The 17121-nt window shown below is 73.7% G+C and carries 20 protein-coding genes and 2 pseudogenes; 14 read left to right on the top strand and 8 right to left on the bottom strand.

What is annotated here, in order from left to right; all coding sequences use genetic code 11:
* Positions 1-717 carry a dTMP kinase gene (locus MRQ36_RS07010; protein WP_242793968.1) on the top strand — a complete coding sequence of 239 codons (717 nt, stop codon included), beginning with the start codon at positions 1-3 and terminating at the stop codon, positions 715-717.
* Here MRQ36_RS07010 and MRQ36_RS07005 read toward each other — a convergent pair.
* Positions 702-1390: pseudogene (locus MRQ36_RS07005) on the bottom strand (SDR family NAD(P)-dependent oxidoreductase). The gene MRQ36_RS07010 and the pseudogene MRQ36_RS07005 overlap by 16 nt on opposite strands.
* A 290-nt stretch (positions 1391-1680) precedes the next feature.
* On the opposite strand from MRQ36_RS07005, the gene MRQ36_RS07000 reads away from it, so the two are divergent.
* The 3 genes from MRQ36_RS07000 to MRQ36_RS06990 all read left to right on the top strand — a co-directional run bounded on the left by MRQ36_RS07000 (position 1681) and on the right by MRQ36_RS06990 (position 4996).
* Complete coding sequence (locus tag MRQ36_RS07000) at positions 1681-2595, top strand: MurR/RpiR family transcriptional regulator (RefSeq protein WP_242793966.1); 915 nt, start codon at positions 1681-1683, stop codon at positions 2593-2595.
* A complete protein-coding gene (locus MRQ36_RS06995; protein WP_242793964.1) occupies positions 2592-3548 on the top strand; it encodes an N-acetylmuramic acid 6-phosphate etherase in 957 nt (318 codons plus the stop codon). Before MRQ36_RS07000 ends, MRQ36_RS06995 begins: the two co-directional genes overlap by 4 nt.
* Before the next feature lie 458 nt (positions 3549-4006).
* Entirely contained in the window at positions 4007-4996 is a 990-nt protein-coding gene (locus MRQ36_RS06990; RefSeq protein ID WP_242800893.1) for an RNA polymerase sigma factor RpoD/SigA, read from the top strand.
* Positions 4997-5069: 73 nt separating this feature from the next.
* On the opposite strand, the gene MRQ36_RS06985 is transcribed toward MRQ36_RS06990, so the two are convergent.
* A complete protein-coding gene (locus tag MRQ36_RS06985) occupies positions 5070-6044 on the bottom strand; it encodes an NlpC/P60 family protein (protein WP_242793962.1) in 975 nt (324 codons plus the stop codon).
* 508 nt (positions 6045-6552) lie between these two features.
* Between MRQ36_RS06985 and MRQ36_RS06980 the strand changes: the two genes are divergently transcribed.
* Entirely contained in the window at positions 6553-7074 is a 522-nt protein-coding gene (locus MRQ36_RS06980) for a DUF6232 family protein (RefSeq protein ID WP_242793960.1), read from the top strand.
* A gap of 33 nt (positions 7075-7107) precedes the next feature.
* On the opposite strand, the gene MRQ36_RS06975 is transcribed toward MRQ36_RS06980, so the two are convergent.
* Both MRQ36_RS06975 and MRQ36_RS06970 read right to left on the bottom strand, forming a co-directional pair.
* Complete coding sequence (locus MRQ36_RS06975) at positions 7108-7437, bottom strand: DUF3817 domain-containing protein (RefSeq protein WP_242793958.1); 330 nt, start codon at positions 7435-7437, stop codon at positions 7108-7110.
* 25 nt (positions 7438-7462) lie between these two features.
* A pseudogene (locus MRQ36_RS06970) lies at positions 7463-7881 on the bottom strand (hypothetical protein).
* 131 nt (positions 7882-8012) lie between these two features.
* Between MRQ36_RS06970 and MRQ36_RS06965 the strand changes: the two are divergent.
* Genes MRQ36_RS06965 through MRQ36_RS06955 form a run of 3 tightly spaced genes read left to right on the top strand, consistent with a single transcriptional unit; the run spans position 8013 to position 9224 of the window.
* Complete coding sequence (locus tag MRQ36_RS06965) at positions 8013-8321, top strand: DUF6158 family protein (RefSeq protein WP_242793956.1); 309 nt, start codon at positions 8013-8015, stop codon at positions 8319-8321.
* Positions 8321-8650, top strand: a complete 330-nt coding sequence (locus MRQ36_RS06960; protein WP_242793954.1) for a hypothetical protein — start codon at positions 8321-8323, stop codon at positions 8648-8650. The genes MRQ36_RS06965 and MRQ36_RS06960 overlap by 1 nt, the downstream gene beginning before the upstream one ends.
* 31 nt (positions 8651-8681) lie before the next feature.
* On the top strand, positions 8682-9224 hold the full coding sequence (locus MRQ36_RS06955; protein WP_242793952.1) for a DUF1360 domain-containing protein: 543 nt from the start codon (positions 8682-8684) through the stop codon (positions 9222-9224).
* 55 nt (positions 9225-9279) lie between these two features.
* On the opposite strand, the gene MRQ36_RS06950 is transcribed toward MRQ36_RS06955, so the two are convergent.
* The 3 genes from MRQ36_RS06950 to MRQ36_RS06940 all read right to left on the bottom strand — a co-directional run bounded on the left by MRQ36_RS06950 (position 9280) and on the right by MRQ36_RS06940 (position 10992).
* Entirely contained in the window at positions 9280-9498 is a 219-nt protein-coding gene (locus tag MRQ36_RS06950) for a hypothetical protein (RefSeq protein WP_242793950.1), read from the bottom strand.
* 25 nt (positions 9499-9523) lie between these two features.
* Positions 9524-9748, bottom strand: a complete 225-nt coding sequence (locus MRQ36_RS06945) for a hypothetical protein (RefSeq protein WP_242793948.1) — start codon at positions 9746-9748, stop codon at positions 9524-9526.
* Positions 9749-9906: 158 nt separating this feature from the next.
* Positions 9907-10992, bottom strand: coding sequence for a 3-deoxy-7-phosphoheptulonate synthase (locus MRQ36_RS06940; RefSeq protein ID WP_242793946.1), 1086 nt, complete (start codon positions 10990-10992; stop codon positions 9907-9909).
* A gap of 444 nt (positions 10993-11436) precedes the next feature.
* Here MRQ36_RS06940 and MRQ36_RS06935 point away from each other — a divergent pair, with 444 nt between their 5' ends.
* Positions 11437-11652, top strand: coding sequence for a hypothetical protein (locus MRQ36_RS06935; RefSeq protein WP_242793943.1), 216 nt, complete (start codon positions 11437-11439; stop codon positions 11650-11652).
* On the opposite strand, the gene MRQ36_RS06930 is transcribed toward MRQ36_RS06935, so the two are convergent.
* Positions 11619-12341, bottom strand: coding sequence for a phosphodiesterase (locus MRQ36_RS06930; RefSeq protein WP_242793941.1), 723 nt, complete (start codon positions 12339-12341; stop codon positions 11619-11621). The genes MRQ36_RS06935 and MRQ36_RS06930 overlap by 34 nt on opposite strands.
* An 81-nt stretch (positions 12342-12422) precedes the next feature.
* Here MRQ36_RS06930 and MRQ36_RS06925 point away from each other — a divergent pair, with 81 nt between their 5' ends.
* From MRQ36_RS06925 to MRQ36_RS06905, 5 genes are all read left to right on the top strand, one after another.
* The gene (locus tag MRQ36_RS06925) at positions 12423-13715 is read left to right on the top strand and encodes a pitrilysin family protein (RefSeq protein ID WP_242793939.1); all 1293 of its coding nucleotides are present in this window, start codon (positions 12423-12425) and stop codon (positions 13713-13715) included.
* The gene (locus MRQ36_RS06920; RefSeq protein WP_242793937.1) at positions 13712-15067 is read left to right on the top strand and encodes a pitrilysin family protein; all 1356 of its coding nucleotides are present in this window, start codon (positions 13712-13714) and stop codon (positions 15065-15067) included. The genes MRQ36_RS06925 and MRQ36_RS06920 overlap by 4 nt, the downstream gene beginning before the upstream one ends.
* Positions 15068-15136: 69 nt before the next feature.
* A complete protein-coding gene (locus MRQ36_RS06915) occupies positions 15137-16162 on the top strand; it encodes an aspartate-semialdehyde dehydrogenase (protein WP_242793935.1) in 1026 nt (341 codons plus the stop codon).
* A gap of 24 nt (positions 16163-16186) precedes the next feature.
* Positions 16187-16627, top strand: coding sequence for a PPOX class F420-dependent oxidoreductase (locus tag MRQ36_RS06910; RefSeq protein ID WP_242793933.1), 441 nt, complete (start codon positions 16187-16189; stop codon positions 16625-16627).
* Between the two features lie 72 nt (positions 16628-16699).
* Complete coding sequence (locus tag MRQ36_RS06905; protein ID WP_242793931.1) at positions 16700-17116, top strand: CBS domain-containing protein; 417 nt, start codon at positions 16700-16702, stop codon at positions 17114-17116.
* The last annotated feature ends 5 nt before the right edge of the window (positions 17117-17121 follow it).

Raw genomic sequence — 17121 nt, 5'->3', positions numbered from 1 at the left:
GTGGCTGACTCACGGCGGGCGCGGCGCGGCGAGCCCCGGTTGCGCGCCGTCGCCCTGATCGGCATCGACGGATCGGGCAAGACCACCCAGGCGCACCGGCTCGCCGAGGCGCTCACCGCGGCCGGCCGGCCGGCCACCTACCATCGCAACGCCAGCGGCCGGCGCTGGCTGGGCCGGCTCGCCCGGCTGCTCGGCCGGCCGGACCCGCAGCGGCTGGTCGGGCGCAACGGCGTGCTCGCGGTGGAGTCCGTGCTGCGCTGGCTGGCCATCGCCGTGGCGCTGCTGACCTGTCTGGTCACCGGACGGACGGCGGTGATGGACCGCTACTCCGCCTGCCAGTACGCCAGCATCCGGGCGCACGGTGGGCAACGCTGGGAGCGGCTGGCCCGGGCCGGCTACCGGGTCTTCCCCGCCCCGCAGGTCACCTTCCTGCTGACCGTGGACCCGGTCGAGGCGTACCGGCGGATCGAGCGGCGCGGCACCGACCACGAGAGCATGGGCTGGCTGACCGCCGCCGACGCCGCGTACCGGACGTTGCCCGAGTACGCGAGTTTCGTGGTGGTGGACGCCGGTGGCTCGCCGGAGGAGGTGTCCCGGCGGATCCGGGCCCACCTGGCCGAGTGGCTGCCCGGCGGGTCGCCGCCGGCCGGGGACGGGGCGCCCCGGGCGCTGGTCACGCGCTCGGACGGACCGCTGCCGGCTCAGGCCCGCCCGTAGACCGGGACGGCGGCGCCGCTGGTCGGCGCGGACTCGTCCGAGGCGAGGAAGCGGATCACCCCGGCGATCTCGGCCGGCTCCACCCAGCGCCGGTGGTCGGCGTCCGGCTGGGCGGCCCGGTTGGCCGGTGTGTCGATGACGCTGGGCAGCACGGTGTTGCACCGTACGCCCTGCGGCCGGTATTCCACCGCGACCGCGTTGGCGAAGGCGAGCACCGCCGCCTTGGCGGTCGCGTAGCCGGCCGCGCCGGGGAACGGCGCCAGCGCCGCCCGCGCCGACACGCAGACCACCGCGCCCCCGCCCGCCGCCGTCAGGTGCGGCAACGCCGCCTGGGTGACCAGGTACGTCGGGCGCAGGTTGATCCGCAGCATCCGGTCGAACTCCTCGACCGGCGTCTCGTCACCAGCCCGCCGCTGGCGTACCCCCCGACGAGGTTGACCACCGCGCGCAGCGGCGCGTCGGGGTCACCCGCGGCGACCTCGGCGGCGCGGGCCGCGCCGGCCGGTTCGGTCAGGTCCGCGGCCAGCCGGACCAGTTCCGGCCCCGCCGGCTGCGTCGGCGTGCCCTCCCGCGCGGGTACGACCACCCGCCAGCCCGCCTTGCGGAACGCGGCGGTGACCGCACCGCCGAGCCCGCCCGTGCCGCCGGTGATCAGCACACTGCGCTCCGCCATGGCCACACGCTAGCCGCCCCGGCCCGGCCGTGGTGACCGGGGCCGCGGTCGGGCCGGGACGTGCCGGGCCGGCCGTCCGGCGGCGTGGCCGGACCGTCCGGTTGGGGGGGGGGGATGGCCGCCGGCCGGTCCCCGGGTCGGCCGGCACCGGGGAGACGACCGGAGCGGTGGAGGCGGCCGGGCTGCGGCAATGGGACCCTGGCCAGGGAACGGTCACCCGGAGGGCGGTACTTTTCCGGATACGTGCGGACGTGGTTGACGGTCACGCCTCGTGAAAGTAAGTTTCATCCGTGGCGAAGAGTCCGAAGATTTCTGCGAGTCACGAGCCCGGTGGACTGATCGTCCACATCAGTGGCCTGCTCCCGTCGCTGTCCCCGGCCGAGCAGCGGGTCGCCCGGCTGGTCGTCGCCGACCCGGCCGACGCCGCCCGGCGCACCATCACCGATCTCGCCACCGCCGCCGAGACCTCGGAGGCGACGGTCATCCGGTTCTGCCGGTCGGTCGGCATGGACGGCTACCCGCAGCTGCGGATCCGGCTCGCCGCCGAGGCGGCCCGCCGGATCGAGCCGCCGGACGCCCGGGTGGTCGGCGGCGACATCCCGCCCGGCGCCGACCTGGCCCAGATCATCGCGACCATCGCGTTCAACGACGCCCGGGCCGTCGAGGAGACGGCCGAGCAGCTCGACCCGGCCATCTGCGAGCAGGTCGTCGAGGCCATCGTGGGCGCCGGCCGGATCGACGTGTACGGCGCCGGCGCCAGCGGCTTCGTCGCCTCGGACTTCCAGCAGAAGCTGCACCGGATCGGCCGGATCGCCTTCTACTTCCCGGACGTGCACACCGCGCTGACATCGGCCGCGCTGCTCGGCCGGGGCGACGTCGCGGTCGGGATCTCGCACACCGGCACCACCTCCGACGTCATCGAGGTGCTCGACCAGGCCAAGGCGCGGGGCGCGACCACGGTGGCGCTGACCAACTTCCCCCGCTCGCCGATCACCGAGGTCGCCGACTTCGTGCTCACCACGGCGGCCCGCGAGACCACCTACCGCTCCGGCGCGACGGCCAGCCGGCTGGCCCAGCTCACCGTGGTCGACTGCCTCTTCGTCGGGGTGGCGGCGCGGAACCGGGCCCGGGCCAGGAAGGCGCTGGAGGCGACCGCGGAGGCGGTCACCTCCCATCGGGTCGGCCTCGGCCGGAGGCGGGCGTGACGGCGGGCCGGGTGGAGCGCGACGAGGCCGCCCCGCCGGCGCCGGCCCGGCCGGTGGTCCGGGTGGGTGCGCCCACCGAGCGGCGCAACCCGCTCAGCGTCGACCTGGACCTGATGTCGACCCGCGACGTGCTCACCGTCATCAACGAGGCCGACCGCCGGGTGCCGGCCGCGGTGGCCGCCGTCCTGGACGAGATCGCCGAGACCGTCGACCTGGCGGTGGCGGCGCTGCGCGGCGGTCGCCGGGTGCACTACTTCGGCGCCGGCACCTCCGGCCGGCTGGGCGTGCTCGACGCCGCCGAGCTGGCCCCGACCTTCAACTCACCCCGGCACTGGTTCTGCGCCCACCTGGCCGGCGGGCCGGAGGCGATGTGGCGGGCCGTGGAGGACGCCGAGGACGATCAGCGGGGCGGGGCGGCCGAGGCCGCCGAGTGCGTCCGCGCCGGCGACCTGGTCGTCGGGCTGGCCGCCAGCGGACGCACCCCGTACGTCCTCGGGGCGCTCGCCGCGTCCCGGGCGCAGCAGGCCGGGACCGTGCTGCTCTGCGCCAATCCGGAGGCCGACGCCGCCTCGTCGGTGGACGTCTTCATCGGGGTGGACACCGGGCCGGAGGTCGTCACCGGGTCGACCCGGATGAAGGCGGGCACCGCGCAGAAGCTGGTGCTGAACACGTTCTCCACCGCCGTGATGGTGCGGTTGGGTCGGGTCTACTCGAACCTCATGATCGACATGGTGGCCACCAACGCCAAGCTGCGCGGCCGGATGATCTCGATCCTGATGGAGGCCACCGGCTGTGCCGAGGAGGTCTGCCGGCGGGCGCTGCACGAGGCCGACGGCGACCTGAAGACCGCGCTGGTCTCGCTGGTCTCCGGCGCCGAGGTCCCCGCCGCCCGGGCCGCGCTGGCCCGCTCCGCCGACCAGGTACGCGACGCGCTGCACCTGCTCGCCTCCTGAGCCCCTGCGGCCCGCTCCGCTCGGCCCTGCATCCGAACCGTCGCTGCGACGCGTATCACGCTCGGGAGGGGACGTCCCTCCCGCTGCGGATTGTTCAACGAGGCGTGGGGTAATCCTGAGCCGTGGCTGAACCACCCGGTCCACCGACGCGTATCTGCCAGTGACCAGGATCGCAAGCAGGCGGTGACGCGGATCGCTGTGTTCATGGAATTCGCAATGGTGCGATTCCATGGGCGGTGTCGATTCCGCCGATCCGCCCCACTGTTCGGACAGCTCCCGCAGGGGCGGCCGACGGGGGTCCTGACAGCGAACATGGATCGGGCTCTCAGCTACTACTCAGGCATTCGTGACAGTTTCGACTCACGACATGGAATCCCCGACACGTCTCATCTGTTGTGTAGGTGTCACCACCGACGGGCACAGCGGAGGTTGCGGGGGAGGGGCTGATGGACGTGGGGATGGCAAGGAACCGGGCAACCGGCGCGAGCGAGGGGACCGTGGGCATCGTGGACAAGAACATCGGAATGCGTACCGACGAGGTCGCCGAGGAGCGTGACCTGGTCGGCGTCTACCTGCACGAGATCTCCCGGACGCCGCTGCTGGACGCCGCCAAGGAGGTCGACCTCTCCAAGGCCATCGAGGCGGGCCTCTACGCCGAGCACCTGATCGGCGAGGACCGCGTGCCGGCCGGCGTCGACCGGGAGGACCTGGAACGGCTGGTCGTCGAGGGGGAGCGGGCGAAGGACCTCTTCATCCGCGCCAACCTGCGGCTGGTCGTCTCCATCGCCCGACGCTACGTGCGCTCGGGGATGCCCATGCTGGACCTGATCCAGGAGGGCAACACCGGCCTGGTCCGGGCGGTCGAGAAGTTCGACTACGAGCGGGGCTACAAGTTCTCCACCTACGCCACCTGGTGGATCCGGCAGGCGATCAGCCGGGCCATCGCCCAGCAGGAGCGCACCGTGCGGCTCCCCGTGCACCTGGTGGAGGACGTCAACCGGATGCGCAACGTCGCCCGCCAGCTCACCCGTGAGCTGGGCAGCGACCCGGAGCCCGAGCAGATCGCGGCGTCCCTCGGGGTCACCGTCGAGCGGGTCAACGAGCTGCGTCGCTGGTCGCAGGACACCGTCTCGCTGGACACCCCGGTGGGTGACGACGGCGACACCAACCTGGGCGACCTCGTCGCCGACAGTGACGCCCCGTCGCCGGAGGACATCGTCCTCACCGGTCTGGAGCGGCAGCGGATCGAGGGACTGCTCAACCACCTCGACGACCGTTCCGCCGGCATCATGCGGGCCCGCTACGGCCTGGAGGACGGCCGGGAGCACTCGCTGACCGAGGTCGCGTCGCGCTTCTCGCTCTCCCGGGAGCGGATCCGTCAGCTGGAGATCCAGGCCCTCGGCCGGCTCCGTGAGCTGGCCCGCGCCGAGGGGCTGCAGGCGGCCTGACCTGGTAGTAATTGATTCCACGAACGGCCGGCGTCCGATAGGGGGACGCCGGCCGTTCGCCGTGTCGGGGCGGTCAGCGCACCCGGCCGTAGCCCTGGATCGGCATCATGTTCATGCCCCGCTTGCTGACGTTGCGGCCCGCGCTCGGCGCGTCGATCACCTGGCCGTCGCCGACATAGAGCGCGACGTGCCCCAGGCCGGAGTAGAAGACCAGGTCCCCCGGTTGCAGCGAGCTGCGGCTGACCCGTGAGGTGGCGTCCCACTGCATCGCCGCGTTGTGCGGCAGCGACTTGCCGGCGGACCGCCAGGCGGCCAGCGTGAGGCCGGAGCAGTCGTAGCCGCTGGGACCGTCGGCGCCCCAGACGTACGGCTTGCCGATCGCCCCGTAGGCGTACCGGACCGCGGTGCCGGCCGAGCCGGCGATCGCCGGGGCACTGCCCGCGGACGACTTCGCCCTGGGTGACGGTGCCTCGGTGGCCCGGCCGTACGCCTGCCGGCGCAACTCGTAGAGCCGCTTCAGGTCCGTCTCGATCTTCTTCTTGCCGATGGTGAGCTGCTTCGCCTGCGCGGCCTGGCGGGCCAGCGTGGCGTCCAGCCGGGTCTTCTGGTCGATCAGCTTCCGCTGGTCGGAGGTGAACCCGGCGATGGTCTCCTGGCGCTGCCGGGTCAGCTGGTCCAGGGTGCCCAGCCGTTCCATCATCGCGCCGGAGCCGCCCGGCAGGAGCAGGGCCTCGGCCGTGCCCAGCTTGCCCGTCTTGTACGCGGTCACGGCCATCGCGCCGACGTCGGCGCGGCTCTGCTCGGCCTGTGCCTGCAAGGGGCCGATCTTGACCTGCAACGCGGCCACCGTGGTCTGGTTGGCCTTGATCTCCTCGCTGAGCTTGTTGTAGGACTCGACGATTCGCTCCAGCTCAGTCGAGGACTTCTCGATCTGCTTCGTCAGTTCGGCGGGGGTGGGCTCGGCCCGAGCCACCGTCGCCGGGGCGAGCAGCGCGGCCGAGAGACCGGCCACCGCCAGCGAGCGCAGCAGGATCCGTAAGGACGACAAGAGCGGAAAGCTCCTCTCCACCTCCTCGCCGCCGGCGGTCCTCGCCGGGGCGACACCGACCCGGGGCCATCCGGGTGGATGGCGGTCTACCGGGCGCAGCCTGCCCAACCTAACCCGTTGCGCGAGGAGATGGGAGTTGAAGCAGGGGCGAATGTTGGCAAAGTGGCGGAAATTGGTGCTGATGACGATGACGCTTCGTGTCCGGATTTCCCGCACCCGGTCATCGCCGACAGGTCGCTTGCGCGGAACGGGCGAGTGGTCCGATTCGTCGTTCTGGACGGATGTCGTCAGGGTGCCCGGCGTAAAGTCCGGACAAAGACCGAAATGGATTCCGTTTGCCGGCATGTGGCATCGACCGGCACGCCGCCGATCGGCCGGAATCCCGCGCCCCGGGTGGACCGTCGGCAACACAATGAAGCCCGCAGCCGGGAATCCCGTCGGACGGCATCGGTGCAGCTCGTCGGTGGGGCAGCAGGCAGCCCGGCGCGCCCGGCCCTGGGAGGAAGCCGTGCAGATCGATGGCTCCGCAACCCGCCCACCCCGCTCGCCGAGGGCGACCACCCCGGAGCTGCTCTATGCGCGGCCCGGCATCGTCGTCACCACCGAACGCTTCACCGTCGGCCACCGCAGCTGGCCGGTCCCCGAACTGACCCAACTCTGGACCGGTCGCGGGGCCCACGACCGGCTCGCCGTCCGCGCCGTCGCGGTCACCGCCGGCACCATCGGCGCGGTGGGGGTGCTGCTCGGCTTCACCGGCGGCCTGGAGCGGCTGACCGCCGGGGCGTACCTGGCGCTGGGGGCGGTCGGGCTGCTGCCGGTGCTGCTCGTGCTGGTCGGCGACCGCTGGCGACCGCCCGCGTACGAGCTGTGGGGGCGGCACCGCGGGGTCGAGGTGCTGCTGTTCAGCAGCGACGACGAGCGGCAGTTCGGCCAGGTGACCCGGGCGCTGCGGCGGGCCCGCGAGCGGGCCCGTCACGACGGGTGGGACGACCCGCTCACCGGCGCCGCGCCGTGGCGGCCGCACCGCTGACCGTGCTGCCGGGCCGTCGGCCCCGCCGTGGCGTCAGCCGGCCACCGGCGCCGGGGTACGCGGCTGCTGCTCGGCGGCGAGCCAGTGGGTGACCCGGCGCTCGGCGTAGAACGAGACGAACGGCACGGTGCCGGCGAGCATCACCAGCAGCATCCGCTTCAGCGGCCAGTCGACCCGGCGGGACAGGTCGAACGTGGCGGCCAGATAGAGCATGTAGAGCCAGCCGTGCGCGGTGCCGACCACCGCCACGACGGTGTCGTCGTGGAACACGTACTTCAGTGGCATGCCGATCAGGACCAGCACCACCAGCGCCACGCCCACGACCCAGGCGATCACGCGGTACCGGGTAAAGGCTCCGCCCACCGTCGTCCGTCCTTCCGCGCCGGCCTCAGCCGGGATAGTCACCGGGCCGGGCGCCCGGGTTGGCGTTCAACCATGACAGGTATCGGTTGTACTCGGCGAGTTCGCCGTCCTCCGGCCCGGCACCGGGGACACCGGCGCGGGCGACCCGCACGGGTCGGCGTACCCCGGGGAGTCGGCGGCCGGCGCGGAGCCGGCGGTCGCCGACGGCGCGGGCACGAGGGCCTCGGCCCCGGGCGGGCGACGCAGCGCGTGCCGCACCTCACGCCACCAGACGAAGACCACGAAGGCGGCGAAGACCGGCCACTCGATGGCGTAACCGAAACTGAGCGCGTTGCCCTCGGCGGCCCGGGTGACCTGCCACCAACCGAGCCCGAGGAAGCCCACGACCAGCACGACCATGGCCACGTGGCGCACGATCCACGCCGGTGTCCAGAGCCGCTTCATGGCATCGAGGGTACCGGGACGGGCCGCCGTCTCCGACGCGGTGTCGTAGTCGTCGCGCCGGCCCGGGGTTTGGTGACACCCCGGCTGGGCATCCGTCTAGTCGCCAGCCCGAACGAGACGAGGGGGCGACGATGACCGAATCAGTACGCCAGGCCGGCGACGCCAGCCCGGAGCAGCGCATGCCCGAGTGGAACGGTGACCACGTGCAGGACGCCACCGCGTCGGACGGCGAGCTGCTCGGGGTGGACCCGTCCGAGCTGGGTGACGAGGACCTGATCCGCGAGATGCAGAGCCTGCACCGCACCCGGCTGGACACCCTGCGGCACGCCGCCGACTCCGCGCTCGCCAACCACCTGCGCCGCACCGCCGAGCTGGAGACCGAGTACCTCGCCCGGCACCCGGGGCGCGAGGTCGACCCGAGCCGGCTGCGGGGCGTCTGATGGCCGCACACGCCGAACGGGGCATGTCGGCGCCGCCCGAGGTGGTCTTCAACACCGCCACCGACCCCGACCGCGCGGCGGCCTGGCTCCCCGCGCCGCTGCGCCAGGACGGTGCCGCCCGCCCCGAGGTGACCAGCGCCGACGAGATGCGGGCCCGCTGGGCCAGCGACACCGCGCCCGACTGGTCGGCGGAGATCCAGGTGCAGCCGGCCGACGCCGGTGGCGCCCGGGTCCGGCTCGACCTGGCCGGCGGGGACGGCGACGGGCTGGCCGACGAGACCCTGGCCAACCTCGCCCGCGAGGTGGCCGACAACCTGACCGCCGGCTGAGCCGGAACGGCGACGAACCGAGGAGACCGGGTTGACCCAGGGTGGCCTGAAACAGAAGGTGGCGCGGCTGCGCCAGGCGTACGCGCCGCACGAGTACCGACCGCTGGGTGGTTACCTGGCCGCGATGGGCACCTACGCGACGGTGACCGCGTCGCTGGTGGGCCTGGTCCGGGCGACCGGCCGACCGGTCCCCGAGCGGCCCAGCACCGCCGACGTGGTGCTGCTCTCCGTCGCGACCCACAAGCTCAGTCGGCTGCTCTCCAAGGACGCGATCACCAGCCCGCTGCGGGCCCCGTTCACCCGCTACGACCACCCGATCGGCAGCGGCGAGGTGATGGAGCAGGTCCGCGACCAGGGCAGCCCCACCCGGCACGCCGTGGGTGAGCTGCTCAGCTGCCCGTTCTGCCTGGCGGTCTGGGTGGCCACCGGCCTCACCGGCGGTCTGGTGCTGGCGCCCCGGCTCACCCGGCTGGTGGCCACCGCGCTCACCGCCGTGGCCGCGTCCGACTTCCTCCAGATGGGCTACGCGGTCGCCCAGCAGGCGGCCGAGGGCGGTCACCACGACGAGAAGTGAACCCGACGCGAAAAGGGGGCCGGCGTCCGCGCCGGCCCCCTTTTCCGTGCGTCGGTCAGGTGGGGGTGGTGCCGTGGTCCTCGCCGGCCCAGCCGCGCGACGCCTCGGGCTCCCGCTCGTCCTCGTCGGCCCCGGTGACCACGTCGCGGTCCACGGCGGTGCGGTCGTGCTCATTGGCGAAGTCCGGCTCGGGCAGCGTGTCCCGGCCACCCGGGGGCTGGCCGAGCGCCTCGAGGTGTTCGTGGTGCGCCGGGTCCTGGTCGCGTTCGGTCATCTGGCTGTCCTCTCCGTCGTCCGGCTCAGGCGACCGTGCCGCCCAGCAGGTCGGCCGCCTCGTCCGCCGCGTACTCGCCCTGGGGAAGGGCGGCGATCCGGGTGAGCAGCTCCGCGGGAAGCTCCGCGGCGACCGCCCGGCGGTAGATGTCCGCCTGACTGATCCGCTCCTGACCGCGGTAGAGGTCGTCGAGCAGGTCGTCGAGCCGCCGGGTGTCCGGCTCCTCCGGCACAGCCACGTCATCGGTCACAGGCCTGGCCTACCCGACCCCGAACCGGTCAAACCCCCCACTCACGCCCGGCCTCACTCCGGTGATCATGAGGTTGGCGGCGACGTGGATCTCCGAAACTGCCGCCAACTCCATGATCACCGGAGCGAGGGGGGAGGGGGAGGCCGGGGGAAGGGGGGTCAGGCGTGGGCGGGGAGGGTGGCGCGGCGGGTACGGACGGCGGTGGCGAGGTCGGTGAGGACCTCGGCGGTGGTGTCCCAGCCGATGCAGGCGTCGGTGACGGAGCGGCCGTACTCGAGCTCCCGGGTCGGGTCCAGGTCCTGCCGGCCGGGGAGCAGGAAGCTCTCCAGCATGATGCCGACGATGCCGCGCTGGCCGGCGGCGAGCTGCCCGGCCACGTCGGCCGCGACCTTCGGCTGGTTGCGGTGGTCCTTGCCGCTGTTGGCGTGGCTGGCGTCGATCACCACCCGCTCCGGCAGCCCGGCCGCGCGCAGCAGGTCCAACGCCCCGGCCACCGACTGGGCGTCGTAGTTCGGGCGGCCACCCCCGCCGCGCAGCACCAGGTGACCGTCGGCGTTGCCCCGGGTGTGCATGATCGCCGGGGTGCCCGAGAAGTCGATGCCGGGGAAGACGTGCGGCACCCCGGCCGCCCGGATCGCGTCCACCGCCGTGTCGATGCTGCCGTCGGGGCGGTTCTTCATGCCGATCGGCATGGACAGGCCGGAGGCGAGCTGCCGGTGCACCTGGCTCTCCACGGTCCGCGCGCCGATCGCGCCCCAGCCGACGGTGTCGGCGATGTACTGCGGGGTGATCGGGTCGAGGAACTCGCACCCCACCGGCAGGCCCAGGCGCAGCACGTCGAGCAGGAGTGCGCGGGCGGTCCGCAGGCCGGTGTTGACGTCACCCGAGCCGTCCAGCCCCGGGTCGTTGATCAGGCCCTTCCAGCCCACCGTGGAGCGCGGCTTCTCGAAGTAGACCCGCATCACCACCAGCAGGTCGTCGGCGAGTTGGTCGGCCACCTCGCGCAGCCGGCCCGCGTACTCCAGGGCGGCGGCCGGGTCGTGCACCGAGCACGGGCCGACCACCACCAGCAGGCGGTCGTCCGCGCGGTCCAGCACCCGGCTGACCGCGCGTCGACCGGCCAGCACGGCCTCGGTGAGCGTGGCGTCCAGGGGCAGGTGGTGGTGCAGCAGGGCCGGGGTGGTCAGCGGAACGACACGGTCGATCCGTTGGTCGATGACCTGATGGGAATCCGGGGTCGTCACGGTGGGGTTCCTTCCGCCGACCGTGCCCCCGGTGCCGGCGCCCGGGGGTTCGAGCCGGCTGCTCGTACGCAAAAGGGCAGGGACTCAAGGCCCTGCCCAGCCGGCTCGAAGAGGAGTGACGTCAGTTCATGGTGAAGTCACCGGCTCCTCCAGCCGGCTGCCTAAACCATCGATACGACCGCGTCACGTCAGCCAGCGTACCCGACGGGTCGGGCAGCCCTCACTCCATCGTCGGGCAGGCCGTACCGCAGGTTCACCTTCGCCGATGCGATGCTCGGTGGTGCACCGCGGCCGGCCTCGCGCCGGGCGTACCGGCGGGGTGCGCGTCGACCACGACCGGACGATGTTCCCGGCGTACCGGATCCTGGGAAAGCGCGACCGGCGGATCGCCCGCCGGGCGCGCGGCCGGTTCCGCCGAGCCGCCGCCGGGGTATGCAGGCCGGCATGACCGAACAGCAGCACGACGCCGACCGGGTGGAGTCCCGGGCCCACCTGCTCCCCGAGGAGGCGGCGGTGGGCAGTGACGACCCGGAGGCCCAGGCCGAGGCCATCCTCGCCGAGTCGGACCTGCGGGAGGCCGACCGGAACGCCGCGCCGGACACCGTCCTGGAGCACCGCACGTCCGATCAGACCGTGAACCCCGTCGAACCGCCCGACTGAGCCGACGCACCGCGGGCCCGGCGGGAACCGGAGTAGGTCCGGTCGCGCAGCCGCGCGACCGGGCCCACCGCCCGCAGCCCCGGCGGCAGGTTGCCGATCGGGTCGAAGGCCAGCGCGGCGTCCGCCCGGGCGTCGCGCCGCCCGTCCAGGCAGACCTGCCCGAACGGTCGCCACGGCCCGACCCCCGAGGCCACCGCCAGCACCAGCCGCGGCTCCCCGGTGCCGGCCGCCGCCGACAGCGCCGCCAGGCCGCGACCCAGGTCCGGCGAGTCCGGGTCCGCCAGCGCGGCCAGGAAGAGCCGCCGCCGGCCGGCCCGGAACGACATGATCGAGGAGTACGTCCCGGTGAAGTCCCGCCGGGGCAGCGGCAGGTTCCGCAGCACCGGGGCGGCGCCGCTGGACGACACCAGCAGGTCCACCGGCGGCTGCGGATCCCGGTGCAGCCGCACGCCCAGCCCCAGCACGTCCGGCCAGCTCCCCGGGGTCGGCACCCCCTTCGACAGGCGCACCGTCGCCGGGCAGCGGCTCGGCAGGTCGAGCAGCGGCACACCGGTCGGCGGTCCGGGCGTACCCCAGATCATCACCTCGGCGGAGAAGGTGCGGCCGGCCGGGTGCAGCAGCCGGGCGTGCCGCCGGCGGGCCAGGGCGGCGGCGGCCCGTTCGACGGCGGAGGACACGGGGGTGGGCATGCTGCGCGAGTACCCCGACGCGGGCCGTCGATGCTTCCCGCTCGTCACCTTTCCGCCCTCGGGATCGGATAGCGTCGTGCCATGCCCGACAGCGGTTACCCCTGGCCCATCGAGACGACCCGACTGGACAACGGCCTGCGCGTGGTGGTGAGCGAGGACCGCACCGCCCCGGCGGTCGCCGTGAACCTCTGGTACGACGTGGGCTCCCGGCACGAGCCGGACGGACAGACCGGCTTCGCCCACCTCTTCGAGCACCTGATGTTCGAGGGGTCCGTCAACGTCGCGAAGACCGAGCACATGAAGCTCATCCAGGGCTCCGGCGGTTCGCTCAACGCCACCACCAACCCGGACCGGACGAACTACTTCGAGACGGTCCCGGCGGAACACCTGGAGCTGGCGCTCTGGCTGGAGGCCGACCGGATGGGCGGCCTGGTCCCGGCGCTGACCCAGGAGACCCTGGACAACCAGCGCGAGGTGGTCAAGAACGAGCGCCGCCAGCGCTACGACAACGTGCCCTACGGTGACGCGTGGCTGCGGCTGCTCCCGCTGCTCTATCCGCCTGGGCACCCCTACCACCACGCGACGATCGGGTCGATGGCCGACCTGAACGCCGCCGACCTGGCCACCTTCCAGTCCTTCCATACCACGTACTACGCGCCGAACAACGCGGTGCTCACCGTGGTCGGTGACGCCGAGGCGGCCGAGGTGTTCGCCCTCGCCGACAAGTACTTCGGCGCCGTCCCGGCCCGCGCGGAGATCCCCGGTGCGCCGGACGGGCGTACCGTGGCGCGGACCGGCCGGCCGGTGGCCGAGACGGTCACCGCCGACGTGCCCGCCCCCCGGGTGTACGTCGCGCACCGCACCCACCCCTTCGGCACCCCCGGGTACGACGTGGCCACCGTGCTGGCCACCGTGCTCGGCAGCGGCCGGGGCAGCCGCCTCTACCAGCGCCTCGCGCACGGCGAGCGGATCGCCCAGCCCGACCTGGTCGGGGCGTACGGGGTGGACCTGGCGCACGCGCCGGCCCCGCTGATCGCCACCGCCACCGCCCGCCCCGGGGTGACCGCCGAGCGGCTCGCCGCCGGGCTGGCCGACGTGGTCGACGAGCTCGCCACCGTGCCGGTGACCGCCGCCGAGCTGGACCGGGCCAAGGCGCTGCTGAGCACCGCGTGGTGGCGACAGATGTCCACGGTGGACGGCCGGGCCGACACCCTCGGCCGGTACGCCACCCAGTTCGGCGACCCGGCGAAGGCCGGCGAGCGGCTGCCGGCCTGGCTGGCGGTCACCGCCGAGCAGATCGCCGAGCTGGCCGCCGAGCTGCTCGGCGCCGACGACCGGGTCACCCTGACCTACCTGCCCGAGGAGACCGCATGACGCTGATCACCGACCGTCCCGGGCCGGGTGCCGCCCGCCCGTACCGGTTCCCGCAGGTGGTCCGCCGGGGTGTCGCCGGTGGCCAGGTCGTCGCCGCGCACCTGCCCGGGCAGAACCTCGCCGTCGCGCTGCTGCTGCTCGACGCCGGCGCCGGGCGCGAGCCGGTCGGCAAGGAGGGCCTCGGCGGGGTGCTGGCCAAGGCGCTGGAGGAGGGGACCGCGCAGCGCGACGCCACCACGTACGCGCTGGCGATCGAGGCGCTCGGCACCGAGCTGGTGACCGCGCTGGACTGGGACTCCTTCCAGGTCAGCGTGCAGGTGCCGGTGGAGCGGCTGAGCGCCGCCGTGGAACTGCTCGCCGAGGCGGTCCGTACGCCCCGGCTCGACCCGGAGGACGTGCGCCGGGTCCGCGACGACGAGGCGACCGCGCTGCGGATGGACTGGGCCAACCCGGGCCCCCGGGCGGACGCCGCGCTGCGGGCCGACCTCTTCGGCGCCGAGAACCGCTGGGGCCGCCCGATGTACGGCGATCCCGCCTCGGTGGCCGGGCTGGACGTCGAGGACGTCACGGTCTTCCACTCCGAGTGGTTCCTGCGCCCCGGCACCCTGGTCGTCGCGGGCGACCTCGACCGGATCGACCTGGACGCGCTCGGCGCGGCGGCGTTCGCCGGCAGCGGGGGCGGCCCGGTCGCCAAGGGCGACCCGATCGAGGTGCCGCTGCACGACCGGCGGCGGATCATCCTGGTGGACCGGCCCGGGTCGGTGCAGTCCACGCTCCGGCTGGGACACCCGTCCCCGCACCGCGCCCACCCCGACCACGTGCCGATGACCCTCGCGGGCACCGTGCTGGGCGGCGCGTTCACCTCCCGGCTCAACCACCTGATCCGCGAGGTGCGCGGCTACACGTACGGCATCCGCGGCGACTTCGCCTCGTCCCGCCGGTTCGGCCGGTTCGCGGTCGCCTCCGGGGTGCAGACCGCGGTGACCGCCCCGGCGCTGGTCGAGGCGGTCGGCGAGATCACCCGTACCCAGTCGACCGGGGTGACCGAGGACGAGCTGGCGGTGGCCCGCTCCTGGCGGGCCGGGCAGCTCTCGGTGGAGCTGCAGAGCCCTCGGGCGATCGCCTCCGCGCTGACCACGCTGGTGGTGCACGACCTGCCGGACGACTACCACGCCCGGCTGCGCGAGTCGCTGCTCGCCGCGGACGTCGCCCAGGTCTCCGCGGCGGCGGCGGCGCACCTGCACCCGCACGCGCTCACCCTGGTCGTCGAGGGTGACTCGGCGGTCATCCGGGACGAACTCGTCGCCGCCGGTCTCGGCGAGGTCGTCGACCACGCCGGCCGACCGGTGTGACGTCGGTCGCGGTCCGGGCGGTGGGAAAGGGTTCCCCGCCCGGCCCGCGACCTGGGTAGCCTCGCGGGCATGAGGATCGGCATTGTGGGGGCCACCGGCCAGGTCGGTGGCGTGATGCGGCAGGTGCTGGCGGAGCGGGACTTCCCGGCGGAGCAGGTGCGGCTCTTCGCCTCCGCCCGGTCGGCCGGGCGCACGCTGCCCTGGCGGGACGGCGAGGTCACCGTCGAGGACGCGGCCACCGCGGACTACCGCGGGCTGGACATCGTGCTCTTCTCCGCCGGCAAGGGCACCGCCAAGGAGCTCGCCCCCCGGGTCGCCGAGGCCGGCGCGGTCGTCATCGACAACTCCTCGGCCTACCGGATGGACCCCGAGGTGCCGCTGGTGGTCGCCGAGGTCAACCCGCACGCCGCCGCCGACCGGCCCAAGGGGATCATCGCCAACCCCAACTGCACCACCATGGCCGCGATGCCGGTGCTGCGCCCGCTGCACGAGGAGGCGGAGCTGGTCGCGCTGGTCGTGTCGACGTACCAGGCGGTGTCCGGGGCCGGGCTGGCCGGTGTCGCCGAGCTGGACGAGCAGGTGCGCAAGGTCGCCGAGCAGGCCGGCGGGCTGGCCTTCGACGGCACCGCCGTGCAGTTCCCGGCGCCGCGTTCGTTCGCCCGCCCGATCGCCTTCAACGTGCTGCCGCTGGCCGGCTCGATCGTCGACGACGGCTCGTTCGAGACCGACGAGGAGCAGAAGCTCCGCAACGAGAGCCGCAAGATCCTCGAGATCCCCGGGCTGAAGGTCTCCGGCACCTGCGTCCGGGTGCCCGTCTTCACCGGCCACTCGCTCCAGATCAACGCGCGCTTCGCCCGGCCGATCAGCCCGGAGCGGGCCCGTGCCCTGCTCGACGGCGCCCCCGGGGTGGCGCTCTCCGACGTGCCGACCCCGTTGCAGGCCGCCGGCCAGGACCCGACGTACGTGGGTCGGATCCGCGCCGACGAGACCGTCGAGCACGGCCTGGCGCTCTTCTGCTCCAATGACAACCTGCGCAAGGGTGCCGCGCTCAACGCCGTTCAGCTCGCCGAGCTGGTCGCCGCCGAACGCCGCTGACCCCCACCGACCGAGGAGGAACGCATGGCGGACGAGCAGAACCGGCAGGCCCTGACCGACCTGATCGCGAGCCGGCAGCTGGGGGTGCTGGCCACCGTCAAGCGGGACGGCCGTCCCCAGCTGTCCAGCGTGAACTACGCCTTCGACCGGGCCGCGGGACTGATCCGGGTGTCGGTGACCGACGGGCGGGCCAAGGTCGCCAACCTGCGTCGCGACCCCCGGGCCAGCTTCCACGTCAGCAGCGACGACGGCTGGTCGTACGCGGTGGCCGAGGCGCGCGCCGAGCTGACCCCGGTGGCCGCGCGGGCGGACGACGACACCGTCGAGGAGCTGGTCGGTCTCTACCGCGCGGTGCAGGGCGAACACCCCGACTGGGCGGACTACCGGGCCGCCATGGTCGCCGACGGCCGGCTGGTGCTGCGGCTGCACGTCGAGCGGGTCTACGGCTTGCCGCCGCGCGGCTGAGCCCCGGCCGGCCGGCGTTACCGCTCGGCGGCGGCGGGTAGACACGCCTGCCGACACCGAGAGGGGAGCACCATGACAACGGTCGGAGAGTTCATGACGACCCGGTTGGTGACGATGGACGGCAACGACACGCTCACCGCGGCGGCGCAGGAGATGCGCGACAGCGCCATCGGCGACGTGGTGGTGACCGACGGCGACAACGTGGTCGGCATCGTCACGGACCGGGACATCACGGTCCGGGGCGTCGCCGAGAACATGGATCCCGACTCGACCACCCTCAACCAGATAACCAGCCGTGACGTGATCACGGTGAGCCAGTACGACGACGCGGTGGCCGCCGCCGACCTGATGCGGACGTACGCCGTACGCCGGTTGCCGGTGATCGACGACGGCCGGCTGGTCGGCCTGGTCTCCATGGGTGACCTGGCGGTCGAGCGGGAGCCCCAGTCGGTGCTGGCCGACATCAGCGCCGACGAACCCAACAACTGACCGCC

Origin of the sequence: Micromonospora sp. R77, from assembly GCF_022747945.1 — a bacterium.
Taxonomy (GTDB): Bacteria; Actinomycetota; Actinomycetes; order Mycobacteriales; family Micromonosporaceae; genus Micromonospora.
The sequence above is the reverse complement of the archived record's forward strand: the minus strand, read 5'-3'. Positions and strand labels throughout refer to the sequence as shown.

Coding starts and splice junctions, on each gene's coding strand:
- MRQ36_RS06960 (WP_242793954.1), top strand. CDS start 8,321: ATGGCCGCACACGCCGAACGGGGCATGTCGGCGCCGCCCGAGGTGGTC.
- MRQ36_RS06950 (WP_242793950.1), bottom strand. CDS start 9,498: ATGACCGAACGCGACCAGGACCCGGCGCACCACGAACACCTCGAGGCG.
- MRQ36_RS06905 (WP_242793931.1), top strand. CDS start 16,700: ATGACAACGGTCGGAGAGTTCATGACGACCCGGTTGGTGACGATGGAC.
- MRQ36_RS06920 (WP_242793937.1), top strand. CDS start 13,712: ATGACGCTGATCACCGACCGTCCCGGGCCGGGTGCCGCCCGCCCGTAC.
- MRQ36_RS06930 (WP_242793941.1), bottom strand. CDS start 12,341: ATGCCCACCCCCGTGTCCTCCGCCGTCGAACGGGCCGCCGCCGCCCTG.
- MRQ36_RS06910 (WP_242793933.1), top strand. CDS start 16,187: ATGGCGGACGAGCAGAACCGGCAGGCCCTGACCGACCTGATCGCGAGC.
- MRQ36_RS06925 (WP_242793939.1), top strand. CDS start 12,423: ATGCCCGACAGCGGTTACCCCTGGCCCATCGAGACGACCCGACTGGAC.
- MRQ36_RS06990 (WP_242800893.1), top strand. CDS start 4,007: ATGGCAAGGAACCGGGCAACCGGCGCGAGCGAGGGGACCGTGGGCATC.
- MRQ36_RS06915 (WP_242793935.1), top strand. CDS start 15,137: ATGAGGATCGGCATTGTGGGGGCCACCGGCCAGGTCGGTGGCGTGATG.
- MRQ36_RS06965 (WP_242793956.1), top strand. CDS start 8,013: ATGACCGAATCAGTACGCCAGGCCGGCGACGCCAGCCCGGAGCAGCGC.
- MRQ36_RS06935 (WP_242793943.1), top strand. CDS start 11,437: ATGACCGAACAGCAGCACGACGCCGACCGGGTGGAGTCCCGGGCCCAC.